We start from the raw sequence: 13,139 nt of genomic DNA, 5'->3' as shown, positions 1-13,139 counted from the left end.
ACGGCATCCGGGCGTTGAATGCTCGACGCGATGCCTATTGCAAGTGAAAGGCCTAAACCTTGACCACAAAACTTGACGATATCTCTGAGGCCATCGGTCAGCTTAGGGCGGAAGTTCGCATCATGTCGGACCAACAGAAGACCGCGAACGAAAGTCGCAAGGCGATCTATGAAAAGCTCGAAGATGTCGACGGGAAAGTGGACGAAGCCGACGCCAAGATTGTTGCCGTCGACGAGCGCCTGAAGAACGTCGATGCCGCAATGGACAAGCGCCTCAAGAGTGTCGAGGAACCAGTTGCCGAGTTCAGCAAATGGCGTGAGCGCGCAATCGGGGCCGTGATGCTGGTCAGCGTTGTGTCGGCTCTGATCGGTGGCGGGTTCGTCGCTGCCTGGGGGAAGATAACCGCGTGGTTTACGACTTGACTGCCTTCACATAGCGGCGCTGCCGCCAATCGTACCCAAAGCCGGTCGGGGCCTGAAAGCCTCGCGCCGGCTTTTTCTTTTGGGGTATTGCCATCATGGCAACACCTTCCGGCAAGCCACCTGTATCATGCAGGTGGCTTGGGGTTCCCGCCACGCCCTGCCGCTTTGCCTTGGCGATCCGGGCGATGTCCGTCTTGTCCTTCTCCCTGCGGCAAGCCTCATGGGCCGGTGCGCAGTTCGTGTTGAGGTCGGGGCCAAGCAGCCCGAGGGCGGTTAAATGTTCGATGATCCACTGGTCTTTGTGCCGGTGGATCGGCTGGCCGCACAGGCAGCAAGGGGCGATGTTGTTGGCGTTGCAATGCTCGCTGAATATGTGGTGCCGGCGCTTGGCGGACATTGATTGCCTTGGAGTGGCTTGGTTCCGCCGTGGTTCCGCGAGTTTAGAAAGCCTCTCGGTCGCTGCCGTAGCATCGACGCAAGTATATGATTTTTCGGGGTTTTTTGGTGCCGCTTGCGTGACTCGAACACGCGACCCCATCATTACGAATGATGTGCTCTACCAACTGAGCTAAAGCGGCCCGGGAGGCAATGCCTCCAGAATGGCGCGGTTGATAACCGCAAGCCCGGATAAATTCAAGATGCGTTGTCACCAATTCGATATTGTCGGGCTGGATTGGAGAGCGTGCGAAATCTCTGCCGAGCCGTGTTTCCGCGGTGAATGCTGTATCCAGCCCCGTTGATTGATCGTCTTTCAACGTTTAACGATCATGAAAATGGGGGCGGCTCGCAAAGGACATCCGCTTGGACGCGATCGAAAAAGCGATTCGCAATGCCTTCGAGAAGGGCAATGCCGAGGACAGGTCGTTCCGCGAAAAGGTATATCGCTCGGCCTTTGCCGCGCTTGACCGGGCCTTGCAGGCCAATCCCGGCGTCACCGTCGAGACCGCAATCAACCGCCGCAAGGCGATGCAAGCCAAGATCGCCGAGATAGAATCGGAATTCTTGCCTGCAATCGAGCCGGCGCCGCAGGCTCCCACGCGAAACATTGAAGATGTCGCTTCAGACGCTTCGGACGACGAAGCTGCGCCTGTCGTCGAGGCGGTACCTTCGCCATCAAATCCTTCGGTGCCGACCATCGATATGCCGGACAGGACGGACGAAGCCGTCCGCGAGCCGACGCATGAAGCTCCTAACCTCGGTGCGGCATTGAGGGAAGCGGCGCCCGGTTCCGTCCAGGAAACCGTCGAACCACCGTTGGCGGCCACAGCCGCGACCGATGCGCCACGCGGGCGCGTCATGCCGGTGGTGCCGGACATCATGCCGGAACGGCCTTTGCCGGGATCGGTGCCTTTGGCCGGCTCTGGGGTCGACGTCGCGCCGGACCGCGATGAACGGCGGGCGCGAGGCAAGCGCCGCGGCATCCCGGCGCTGTTCGTCGGTCTGACGCTTCTTGGTCTGATCGCAATTGGCGCCTGGTGGCTCCATCAGGCCGGCGTGTTCAAGACGCTGGAGGAGCGTGGCCAACTGCCGTCGCAGCCAGCCACCGTCGAGGACGAGGATTTCACGCCTTCCGGCGATGCGGGCGAGCCGCTGAAACCGGGGCAGGCCGACACGTCCGGCACGTGGATTACCGTTTTCACGCCCAAGGACCCGACGCTGGTCAATGCGCCTTCCGACTCCAAGGCCGACGTGATGGAGGACGACACCGGTTCGTTCCTGCGCCTGCGCTCGGGCAATTCCGGCTCGGCTGTCAGTTTCGACGTCGGGCAAGGCATTCTCGAACAGCTTGCCGGAAAGCATGCAGTGTTCGTCATCAGCGCGCGCGCCGAGGAAGGCCAGGAAACGCAGCTTTCCGTCGATTGCAATTTCGGCGAGTTGGGGGACTGCGGGCGCAAGCGCTATGCCGTCGGCCACGAACGCAACGAATATCTGTTCGATGTGCAGATGCCGGACAAGCAGCCGGGCGCCGCCGGGACCATCGCGATCAATTCGGATTTCGACAACAAGGGCAAGTCGGTCGACATCTACGAGATACGTGTTTCGCCCGCCGAGTAGCTCTAACCTGCTATTTATCAAGCAGCGCCCTCAGCGTCTCGATGCGGTCGGCTTCGGCGGCGGGCTTGTCCCAGCGTAGCCGCGAAATGCGCGGGAAGCGCATCGCCACGCCCGACTTGTGCCGCGTCGAACGATTGAGCCCTTCGAAAGCGACTTCCAGCACAAGCCCGTTCTTCCGGTCTGCGCGAACCGAGCGCACCGGTCCGAAGCGCTCGATGGTATTATCGCGCACATATTTGTCGATCTGGCGCAATTCCTCGTCGGTGAAGCCGAAATAGGCCTTGCCGACGGGCACAAGTTCCTCCGCGCCTTCTGCCCCAGACCAGACCCCGAACGTATAGTCGGAATAAAAGCTTGAGCGCTTGCCGTGGCCACGCTGGGCATACATCAAGACGGCATCGACGGTATGCGGGTCGCGCTTCCATTTGAACCACGGCCCTTTCGGCCGCCCGGCAAGGTAGGGTGAGTCCCACCGCTTCAGCATCACCCCTTCGATGATCGGATGCGGGGGTGCGGCGCGCACCGCCTCAAGTTCCTGCCAGTTTCCGAAGGCCACCAGCGGTGACAGGTCGAAGCGCGTCGGATCGAGGCGTTCGACGAACGCTTCCAGCCGCTGGCGTCGTTCCGCAAAGGGAAGCCCGCGCAGGTCTTCGTCCTCGATCTGCAACAGGTCGTAGCAGCGCATGAAGGCCGGGTAGTCGCGCAGCATCTTTGGCGACACGGTCTTGCGGTTCAGCCGCTGCTGCAGGTCGGAAAAGCTGCCGGTGGCCGACGGCGTGCCGACCAGCAGTTCGCCGTCTATCGCGCCGGAAAAATCCATCGCCTCGGCAAGGTCGGGAAACGCGCCGGACACGTCGTCGCCGGTGCGTGAGTACAGCCGATGCACGCCGCCTTCGCGCACCGCCTGCACGCGGATGCCATCCCATTTCCATTCGGCCGCATAGTCGGCCGGATCGAGCTTGTCGAGATCGCTGTCGCCGACCGCATTGGCCAGCATGACAGGCCGAAACAGCGCCTGCGCCGATCTCTGCGGCTTGGCTGCGCGACCTTCCAGCCATGCGAAAAGGTCTGCATAGGGCGCGGTAAGCCCATGCCAAAGCTCCTCGATCTCGGCGACGTCGACCTTGCCAAGATCGGCGAGCGCCTGCTTGGCGAGCCGAGCCGACACACCGATGCGCAGGCCGCCGGTGACCAGCTTGATGATGGCAAAGCGTGCCGAGACGTCCGCCTCGTCGAGCAGCCTCGCCAGAACTTTCGGTCCGTCGGAGCGGCTTGCCGCCTGCAACTGCCGCACCACTTCGGCCACTGTCGGCACGGTCCCGCCCTGCATTTCTTTCGCCGCAGGCCACACCAGCGAGACCGTCTCGGCAAGGTCGCCGACATAGTCGTATGAGTAGCCGAACAGCACCGGGTCCATGCGCTCGGCAACCAGCGTGCGGAGCATTGCCGGCTTGACCGCGGCGATGTCGAGATTGCCGGTGATCGCCGCCAGCGCCAGCCCGCGGTCGGGGTCTTCGACGGCGCGGAAATAGTCGGTCAAAAGCGTCAGCTTGCCGTTGCGCGACGGCGTCAGCACCAGCCGGTCGAGCAGTTCGGCAAAGCGGTTCATGGCGTTTCCCGCTGCATGACCCCGGTCGGAAACGGGTTTTCACTTTCCGGGATCATGCTCAATCCCCCTCGTCTTCATAGCCGACGAGATGCAGCGGCCGCGCGGCGATGCCCTCGAGCTCGCACCAGCGCACCAGCGCTTCCTCGCGGCCGTGCGTCACCCACACTTCCGATGCGCCGGTGTCGTGGATGGTCGCCGTCAGCTCGTCCCAGTCCGAATGATCGGAAATGATCAGCGGCAGTTCCACGCCGCGCTGCTTGGCGCGCTGGCGGATACGCATCCAGCCTGATGCAAAGCATGAGACCGGATCGGGGAAGCGCCGCGCCCAGCGGTCGGAAAAGGCGGCTGGTGGCCCGATCACCACCGCGCCGGTAAAGTCGGGCTTGCCGCCGCTCTCTAGGGTCGCCGGCGAAAGTTCGCCAAGGTCGATGCCTGTCGCTTGATAGTAGTCGCTGATCTTCGCCAGCGCGCCGTGGATGTGGATCGGCTTGTCGTAGCCGGCCTGCCGCAGCAGCTTCATCACCCGCTGCGCTTTGCCGAGCGCATAGGCGCCGACCAGATGCGAGCGCTCTGGAAACTGCTTGACCGATTTCAGCAGCAGACCGACCTCGTGATGGTCCGGCGGATGGCGAAACACAGGCAGGCCGAAGGTCGCCTCGGTGATGAACACGTCGCACGGCACCACTTCGAACGGCGCGCAGGTTGCGTCAGGCTGCCGCTTATAGTCGCCGGATGCGACGATGCGCGTTGCCTGGTGCTCGACGCGGATCTGCGCCGATCCGAGCACATGTCCGGCAGGGTGAAACGAGACTTCGACGCCGTTCAGCGTCATCCGCTCGCCAAGCTTTGCCGCCTGTGTCGTGCCGGCAAAGCCTTCGCCATAGCGAAGCGCCATGATGGCAAGCGTTTCGCGTGTTGCCAGAACCGAGCGGTGGCCGGCGCGGGCATGGTCGGAATGGCCGTGCGTGATCAGAGCGCGCTCGACTGGCCGCACCGGATCGATGAAGAAATCGCCGGGCGGGCAGTAAAGCCCTTCGGGGCGGGGATGAAGCAGGTCGCTGGCGCGCATGGCTGAAACATAGGCAATTCCAGCCGTTCGGGAAGGCCGCATCGTCAGCCTGCTGACACCATCTTGAAATCCGCCAAGTCCTGAAGCATAGCAGCGCTCCCGGCAATTCCTGCCGGCGGAACCCATTGTTCATGAAACCGCTCCAGGCCTCGTCCGGCGACCTGATCGCCGACCGCCGCGCCGATTTTGCGGAAATGCTGCATGCTGCCGGCGACCACGCCCCGGCAGCCGACCTCATGCTTGAGGCGCTGGCGCTCGCTCCCGGCTGGGCTGCGGGCTGGTTCCTGCTGGGCGAGATGCAGGAAGCCGCCGGCCGCACCGAGCAGGCGGCATTGGCCTGGAACAAGGTGCTGGCGCTCGACCCTTCCGACCGGCTCGGCGCCACCTTGCGGCTTGGGTTGATTGGCGAAGCGACGGATTTGGCAACGCCCCCCTCGGCCTTCGTCGAGACCCTGTTCGACCAATATGCCGATACCTTCGATGCCGCGTTGGTCGAGAAACTGGCCTACCGCGTGCCGGCGCTGCTGTCCGAAGCAATCCACCTGCAGGGTGGCCGCATGTTCGGCCTCGCGCTCGACCTTGGCTGCGGCACCGGCCTGATGGGCGAGATGCTGCGCCCTTTCGTCGTGCGGCTGGAAGGCTACGACATTTCCGCCAGCATGTTGAAGAAGGCCGAGGCCAAGCACCTCTACGACCATCTGGCCAAGGCCGACCTGCAGGTCTTTTCCCATAGCGGGCCCAAGGTTGATCTCGTCACCGCCGCCGATGTCTTCATGTATCTCGGCGCGCTCGACAACATCTTTGCAAGGATCGCTCCTATGCTCGCCGCCGATGGGTTGTTTGCCTTCTCCGTCGAGAAACTGGCGGGAACGGATGACTACGCCTTGCAGCAGTCGCGCCGCTATGCGCACTCGGAAAGCTATCTTCGCAGGCTGCTTTCGGCCAACGGCCTCGCAGTGCTGTCGCTGGAGGAAAAGGTCATTCGCAAGGACCGCCTCGAACCTGTTATTGGCCTCATCGTCGTGGCGCGGCCCTTCGCGAATTAGGCGCTGGACGTGAGTGGGTGTCGCCCATGCTCGCCCTCCCTTCTCCCACAAGGGGAGAAGGGAAGTGCGCACTTGTTCATCGCCACGCTGCCTTTCGGCCCTGGCCTTTGTCAAAGAACTGACCTCGCTTAAGAGGTCGGGAGGACGGGCGGCCGTTCGGTCGCTCGTTTAGTTAAGTAGTGCGGCCTTGCGGCCGCCCGTCCGGTGGTCTTGCCTCACCGGGGGCAGCACTCACGCCGAAGGCCCCGATCAAGGCCCGGACTTGGGGGCTCATCACCCAGCCGCACACCGTTATGCGACCAATCCGGCACCGACGCCCTTCCCTGATACCCGGTGCGCACCAGGTCTCCCGCAAGGGCGATGGGACAGAGTATGGGGGAGACGCTGAGGGGGTGGATAAGTGGGGCGGATGTTTTTGTAGGAAGTGAGTGGGATCAAGGGGTTGGATTAATTTCAGCCTCAAATCGATCCACATTCTGAGATGCATTCACGCTGCCGAACCGTCACGGAATGGATCCCGGACATTCCTTTCTCGCTTCGCTCGAAAGAGAATTCCGGGATGACGAAGCGGAGACGTTGCACCCCTAGCGGACACGACGAAGCGGGGAGGTTGCGCTCCCACTTCAGGTGGCCAAGCGTAGGGATGCGCTCTCTTGACAACCATGACGATGCGGAGAGTGTGCGCTTTAGCCTGCTTCGGACATCAGGCCGAGCTAGCCAGCCTTGCATCCATCGAGGCAAGACCCACTCACCGCGTCATCCCGGAAGCGAGCCGAGCAAAGCGACGGCGATGCTGTCCGGGATCCATTCCGTGACAGTGCGGCAATGCTCAGGCGAGGTAGAAAACAGCATACGCAAAAGCGCGCCTTGCAATGAGTGGATGCGCCAAATTCCAACCGCCGAGAATGATCCCGGATATTCCTTCCTCGCGCCGCTCGAAAGAGAATTCCGGGATGACGAAGCGCACAGGTGAGGCTTCAGCCCTCTGCCCCTCAGCCGCGCCGGGCGGCGTCGATTGTGGCGACGTCGATCTTCTGCATTTTCATCATCGCGTCGAAGGCGCGCTTGGCCTCGGCACCGCCGGCGGCCATCGCCTCGGTCAAGGTGCGCGGCGTGATCTGCCAGTTGAGGCCCCAGCGATCCTTGCACCAGCCGCACTCGCTTTCCCTGCCGCCGTTTCCGACGATGGCGTTCCAGTAGCGGTCGGTCTCTTCCTGGTCGTCGGTGGCGATCTGGAACGAGAAGGATTCGCTTTGCGGGAACTGCAGACCGCCGTTCAGCCCGATGCAGGGTATGCCGCAGACGGTGAACTCGACCACCAGCACTTCGCCCTGCTTGCTGGACGGGTTGTCGCTGGGCGAACGCCAGATGGAGCCGACTTTGGAATCCGGAAAGACGCTGGCATAAAACCGCGCTGCGGCCTCGGCGTCCTTGTCGTACCACAGGCAGATCTGATTTTTCGGGGCAGGCATGGGCGGGTCTCCTCGTTGGTCGAACTGCACGTCCCTAAACGACGCTTGGACCTAGGACGTTCCGTGATGAGCCAAGCCGACATGGTGAGCCGCCGAAGAGGTAGAAAATTTTCGAACATAAAAGTGCCGATGGATAGATGATCACTTTTTGTTCCAGTTTTCTCTTGGCCTTCCCGCGCGCTCGCGCTACCTCTGGCGCGTGACCGCCAAGCCGCGCCCCACTGATGAGAGTGCCGAAATCCGCTTGCCCGAGCCGTTCGTCAGATGGTTCGCCGCAAAGGGTTGGGCGCCGCGCGCTCACCAGATGGAACTCCTGGCGCGGGCGCAAGCCGGACAGTCGGTGCTGCTGATAGCGCCGACCGGGGCCGGCAAGACGCTGGCCGGCTTCCTGCCGACGCTGACGGAGCTGGCCGAGCGGCCGAAGCGCAGGCCGGGTGAAGGGCACCGTGGCATCCATACGCTCTACATCTCGCCGCTCAAGGCGCTGGCCGTCGATATTGAGCGCAACCTCGGCAAGCCGGTCGAGGAAATCGGTCTGCCGGTCACCATCGAAACGCGCACCGGCGACACGCCGGCCCACAAGCGCCAGCGCCAGAAACTGGTGCCGCCCGACATTCTGCTCACCACGCCGGAGCAACTGGCGTTGCTGATTGCGGCATCCGACGCCAGGCGCTTCTTCGAGGATCTGCGCTACGTAATCTTCGATGAGCTGCATTCGCTGGTCACCTCCAAGCGCGGCCATCTTCTGGCACTGGGGTTGGCGCGGCTACGCACATTCGTGCCGGACCTGCGCGCCATCGGCCTTTCGGCGACGGTGGCCGAGCCGGACGAGTTGCGGCGGTGGCTGGTGGGGCAGAGGTCTTCAAATGTTACCCCCACCCCTGACCCCTCCCCGCAAGGGGGAGGGGAATCTTGCGGAGGTGTTTCTGGCAAGAATTTGCAGGCGGTTTTGCTTGCCGAGGAAGCGGAGACGTCCCCCTCCTCCTTGCGGGGAGGAGTCAGGGGTGGGGGTAGTGCGCAGCCTATCCAGCCGATGGCCGGCCTCATCACCGTTGCCGGCGGCGCCAAGCCGGAAATTTCCATTCTCGATTCGCGCGAGCGGGTGCCGTGGGCCGGCCATTCGGCGCGCTACGCCATACCCGAGATCTACGAGGCGATCAGGCAGCACAAGACGACGCTTTTGTTCGTCAACACGCGCAGCCAGGCCGAACTGCTGTTCCAGGAACTGTGGCGGGCGAACGAAGAAGCCTTGCCGATCGCTCTGCATCACGGCTCGCTCGATGTCGGCCAGCGCCGCCGGGTCGAAAAGGCGATGGCCGACAATGCGCTGCGGGCCATCGTCGCCACCTCGACGCTCGACCTCGGCATCGACTGGGGCGATGTCGATCTCGTCGTCCATGTCGGCGCGCCGAAGGGTGCCAGCCGGCTGGCGCAGCGCATCGGCCGCGCCAATCACCGCATGGACGAGCCATCGAAAGCCGTGCTCATTCCGGCCAACCGCTTCGAGGTGCTGGAATGCCGCGCCGCCCTCGACGCCAACTACATCGGCGCGCAGGACACGCCGCCCTTGCTGGAAGGCGCGCTCGACGTGCTGGCGCAGCATGTCCTCGGCACCGGATGCGCAGCGCCTTTCGATGCCGATCTTCTCTACGAGGAAGTGACGAGTGCTGCGCCCTATGCCGGGCTGGACCGGCCGACCTTCGATCGCGTCGTCGATTTCGTCGCCACCGGCGGCTACGCGCTGAAGAGCTACGAGCGCTATGCCCGCATCCGCAAGACCAAGGAAGGGTTGTGGCGGGTCACCCATCCGCGCATCGCGCAGCAATATCGACTGAACATAGGCACCATCGTCGAAATGCCGGAGCTGAACGTGCGCTATGTGCGGCAAGGCCGGGTGGCGGGCTATGGCGGGCGCGTACTGGGCAAGGTCGAGGAATATTTCGCCGAGACGCTCAGGCCCGGCGACAACTTCCTTTTTGCCGGCAAGGTGCTGCGCTTCGAAGGCATCCGCGAAAACGAGTGCGTCGTCTCCAGCGGCGGCGGCAAGACGCAGATCATCGTGCCTTCCTATGCCGGCGGCAAGTTTCCGCTTTCCACCTATCTCGCCGACCAGGTGCGGGCCATGCTGGCCGATCCCGACCGTTGGCGTACGCTGCCCGAACAGGTCGAGGACTGGCTGCGGCTGCAGAAGGAAAAGTCGGTGCTGCCGAAGCGCGGCGACCTTCTGGTCGAGACGTTTCCGCGCGCCGACCGCCACTACATGGTGGCCTACCCGTTCGAGGGCCGGCTGGCGCACCAGACGCTCGGCATGTTGTTGACGCGCCGACTGGAACGCGCCAATGCGCGCCCGCTCGGCTTTGTCGCCACCGACTATTCGCTGGCCGTGTGGGGACTGGACAACATGGGCGCGCTGTTTGCTGCCGGCAAGCCGACGCTTGGCGCGCTGTTCGACGAGGACATGCTGGGCGACGACCTCGAAGCCTGGCTGAACGACAGCTGGATGCTGAAGCGCATGTTCCGCACCTGCGCCGTCATCGCCGGGCTGATCGAGAAACGTTTTCCGGGCCAGGAGAAGACCGGGCGGCAGGTGACGGTGTCGGCCGATCTCATCTACGATGTGCTGAGAAGCCACGAACCCGACCACATCCTGTTGCAGGCGACGCGGGCCGATGCCGCCGCCGGCCTGCTCGATGTCAGCAGGCTTGCCGACATGCTCTCGCGTATCCGGGGGCGAATCGTGCATAAGAGGCTGGACCGGATTTCGCCGCTGGCGGTGCCGGTGATGCTGGAGATCGGCAAGGAATCGGTGAATGGCGAGGCCAACGAGACGCTGCTGATGGAGGCAGCCGATCTCGTCGAGGAAGCGATGGGGGCAGGATTGGCAGGCGGTTCGCGATGAACCTGGCGATCAGGACAACGGCAATCCTTCCGGCCGATCTCGTCACGATCGCCGGAGAACGCGCGGTGTGCGATCCACGCGGCGTGCTCTATTTTCCCGAGCTTGCGCTGCTTGCCGTTTCCGACCTTCATCTGGAAAAGGGGTCTTCGCTGGCAAGGCGGGGCGCGCTGATCCCGCCCTACGACACCGCCGCGACGCTTGCCCGCCTGCAGGCAGTGATTGCCGACTACGCGCCGCGCATCGTCATCAGCCTCGGCGACAGTTTTCACGATGGCGAAGGCGCAAGCCGCCTGCACGATGAGTTCCGCGAGCGGTTGGAAACCCTGATCTCAGGCCGCGACTGGTTCTGGATTGCCGGCAACCATGATCCGGACGCACCGGCCGACCTGCCTGGCGAGACGGTCAGGGAACTGGCGGTCGCCTCGCTGGTGTTCCGGCACGAGCCGTCGAAGGGTCAAGCTGCCGGCGAGGTCGCGGGACACCTGCATCCTTGCGCGCGCATCGTGCAGCGCGGCCGCTCGGTGAGGCGGCGCTGTTTTGCCGGCGATGGTTCGCGCATGATCATGCCGGCCTTCGGCGCCTATACCGGCTCGCTCAATGTGCTCGACCGCGCCTATTCAGGTCTGTTCAACCGCGAAAGCCTTGTCGCCTACATGATGGGCAAGGACCGGATTTTCGCGTTGCCGGGCGCGATGCTCAAGGCAGGCTAGTCCCTGCGGAATAAGATCCGCCCGAGCCAGCCCGTGACGATGGCAAGTCCGATCGACATCAGGCCATAGGCAAAGCCGTGATTGTGGGCGAGGCGGAATATGGCCTGCTCGAAGCCGGACTTGCGGATTTCGAGTTGGGCCGAGCTTTCCTTCACGAACATGCCGTTCTTGAACAGGAAGGCGCGCGCCTTGTGCGTTCCGACGGGGACGTCCGGGGCGAGCCTGACGGTTGCGCGGAACAGGTTCTGCGACAGGAAGCGCACGCCGCCCACGTTTTCGCTGTAGAGGCCGATGGCCGTCTTGCGTTCCCGCAAGGCCTTGGTGAAGGCGGCGATGGTGAAGGGGTTCTGGCTGCGGTCGGCGGGCTGGATGTAGATGTTGTTCGCACCGAGCGACAGTTGCTTGTAGCTGTTCGGTTCGGTGATGTCCTGGAAGGCACGGGTCGTGGCCACGGAGTAGGACACCGGGACGTTTTCGAACTGCTCGGATTCGAGGTTCATCCATACGCCGAGCACGCGGTCCTTGCGCCGCACGATGACCGGACGTGCAGGCCCCTCCAGCACCACGATGACATCGTAGCGGCCCTGACGCGAGACTTGCGGATCGGCATCTTCCAGCGAGCCGAAGATGGTGAGGTCGGCGCCGGCAAAGCCGGCCGTTATGGCGACGCTGTCGGTGGAGAGACCGATCTGGATATTTTCCTGGTGCGGCGACTGCGCGAATGCCGGAAAGGCAATCAACGATAGCGCAAGCAATGTCCCAACGCGCCTCATCAGCTCAGCCCCGGTGCGCTGAGCGAATAGAGGTTTGGCGGGGTTACGAACAGGTCGACGGCAAGGCGGATCGCAACTGCAAGCACAAGAAGTGCCAAAAGCGCGCGCAGTTGCTCGCCGCGCAGCTTCTGGCCGGCCTTGGCACCGTACTGGGCTCCGGCAACGCCGCCGATCATCAGCAGCAGCGCCAGCATGATGTCGACGGTGTAGTTCGTCGAAGCGTGGATCAGCGTCGTATAGCCCGAGGTGAAGATGATCTGGAACAGCGATGTGCCGACGACGACGTTGGTCGGGACACGCAGGAGATAGATCAGCGCCGGCACCATGATGAAGCCGCCGCCGACGCCCATGATCGAGGACAAAAAGCCGATGGCCGCGCCCAGCGCGAGGACCGGGATGACGCTGACGAACAGCTTCGATGTGCGAAAGCGCATCTTCAGCGGCAAGCGGTGGATCCAGTTGTGTTGGCCGGACTTCTTCAGGGTCGGCGCTGCGCCGCTGCGGGTGGCGCGCAGCGCGTTGACGCTTTCAAACAGCATCAATCCGCCGACGCTGCCCAGCAATGCCACGTAGAGCAGCGAAATGAACAGGTCGAGCTGGCCAAGGCTGCGCAGCACGGAAAACACATAGACGCCGGCCGTCGAGCCGACGATGCCGCCGGCCAGCAACACAAACCCCAGCTTGAAGTCGAGCGTACCTCGCTTCATGTGCGACAGCGCGCCGGAGAAGGACGAGGCGATGACCTGGTTGGCACCGGTGGCGACCGCGATGGCCGGGGGGATGTTGTAGAAAATCAGCAGCGGGGTGATGAGGAAGCCGCCGCCGACGCCGAAAAGACCCGACAGGAATCCGACCGCCGCGCCCATTGCCAGCAGCACGAACACGTTGACGGATATTTCCGCAATCGGGAGATAGATGCCCACCCGCTCGTCTCGATCACTTGTCGCCCCTCGGCAAAAACATAGTGCCGAAAAGCTAATCTGTTCTTGCACGATCGCCGCAGCGGGAATTTTTGCCCGCTACGGTGCTGAAAAAAGAAATATGTCAATCAGTTAACAGGCAAATGTGTGGCAGCGGCGTCGCA

General features: G+C 63.2%; 11 protein-coding genes and 1 tRNA gene. 5 read left to right on the top strand and 7 right to left on the bottom strand.

What is annotated here, in order from left to right; genetic code table 11:
- Positions 1-122: 122 nt before the first annotated feature.
- Positions 123-422: a hypothetical protein gene (locus ACODTY_RS04590; protein WP_488993097.1), complete on the top strand. Its 300-nt coding sequence runs from the start codon at positions 123-125 to the stop codon at positions 420-422.
- Here the strand turns inward: ACODTY_RS04590 and ACODTY_RS04585 are convergent.
- Complete coding sequence (locus ACODTY_RS04585) at positions 412-819, bottom strand: hypothetical protein (protein WP_488993096.1); 408 nt, start codon at positions 817-819, stop codon at positions 412-414. The genes ACODTY_RS04590 and ACODTY_RS04585 overlap by 11 nt on opposite strands.
- Before the next feature lie 105 nt (positions 820-924).
- A tRNA-Thr gene (locus ACODTY_RS04580) sits at positions 925-1,000 on the bottom strand.
- A gap of 223 nt (positions 1,001-1,223) precedes the next feature.
- On the opposite strand from ACODTY_RS04580, the gene ACODTY_RS04575 reads away from it, so the two are divergent.
- Positions 1,224-2,477, top strand: coding sequence for a hypothetical protein (locus tag ACODTY_RS04575; protein ID WP_488993095.1), 1,254 nt, complete (start codon positions 1,224-1,226; stop codon positions 2,475-2,477).
- A 10-nt stretch (positions 2,478-2,487) separates the two neighbouring features.
- Here ACODTY_RS04575 and ACODTY_RS04570 read toward each other — a convergent pair whose 3' ends face one another.
- Together ACODTY_RS04570 and ACODTY_RS04565 are read right to left on the bottom strand one after the other, a co-directional pair.
- Positions 2,488-4,086 carry a cisplatin damage response ATP-dependent DNA ligase gene (locus tag ACODTY_RS04570; RefSeq protein WP_488993094.1) on the bottom strand — a complete coding sequence of 533 codons (1,599 nt, stop codon included), beginning with the start codon at positions 4,084-4,086 and terminating at the stop codon, positions 2,488-2,490.
- Positions 4,087-4,144: 58 nt separating this feature from the next.
- Positions 4,145-5,155, bottom strand: coding sequence for a ligase-associated DNA damage response exonuclease (locus ACODTY_RS04565; RefSeq protein WP_488993173.1), 1,011 nt, complete (start codon positions 5,153-5,155; stop codon positions 4,145-4,147).
- A 131-nt stretch (positions 5,156-5,286) separates the two neighbouring features.
- Here ACODTY_RS04565 and ACODTY_RS04560 point away from each other — a divergent pair, with 131 nt between their 5' ends.
- Positions 5,287-6,201, top strand: a complete 915-nt coding sequence (locus ACODTY_RS04560; protein WP_488993093.1) for a class I SAM-dependent DNA methyltransferase — start codon at positions 5,287-5,289, stop codon at positions 6,199-6,201.
- Positions 6,202-7,193: 992 nt separating this feature from the next.
- Here ACODTY_RS04560 and ACODTY_RS04555 read toward each other — a convergent pair.
- Positions 7,194-7,673 (bottom strand): VOC family protein, encoded by a 480-nt coding sequence (locus tag ACODTY_RS04555; RefSeq protein WP_488993092.1) that lies wholly within the window; start codon positions 7,671-7,673, stop codon positions 7,194-7,196.
- A gap of 199 nt (positions 7,674-7,872) precedes the next feature.
- Between ACODTY_RS04555 and ACODTY_RS04550 the strand changes: the two genes are divergently transcribed.
- A complete protein-coding gene (locus ACODTY_RS04550; RefSeq protein ID WP_488993172.1) occupies positions 7,873-10,572 on the top strand; it encodes a ligase-associated DNA damage response DEXH box helicase in 2,700 nt (899 codons plus the stop codon).
- Positions 10,569-11,282, top strand: a complete 714-nt coding sequence (pdeM, locus tag ACODTY_RS04545) for a ligase-associated DNA damage response endonuclease PdeM (protein ID WP_488993091.1) — start codon at positions 10,569-10,571, stop codon at positions 11,280-11,282. Before ACODTY_RS04550 ends, pdeM begins: the two co-directional genes overlap by 4 nt.
- Here the strand turns inward: pdeM and ACODTY_RS04540 are convergent.
- The gene (locus tag ACODTY_RS04540) at positions 11,279-12,055 is read right to left on the bottom strand and encodes a TIGR02186 family protein (protein ID WP_488993090.1); all 777 of its coding nucleotides are present in this window, start codon (positions 12,053-12,055) and stop codon (positions 11,279-11,281) included. The two genes, pdeM and ACODTY_RS04540, sit on opposite strands and share 4 nt — an antisense overlap.
- Positions 12,055-12,978: a sulfite exporter TauE/SafE family protein gene (locus ACODTY_RS04535; RefSeq protein ID WP_488993089.1), complete on the bottom strand. Its 924-nt coding sequence runs from the start codon at positions 12,976-12,978 to the stop codon at positions 12,055-12,057. The genes ACODTY_RS04540 and ACODTY_RS04535 overlap by 1 nt, the downstream gene beginning before the upstream one ends.
- Between the last annotated feature and the right edge of the window lie 161 nt (positions 12,979-13,139).

The sequence above is a fragment of the Mesorhizobium sp. FG116 genome (assembly GCF_057809835.1).
The sequence above is the reverse complement of the archived record's forward strand: the minus strand, read 5'-3'. Positions and strand labels throughout refer to the sequence as shown.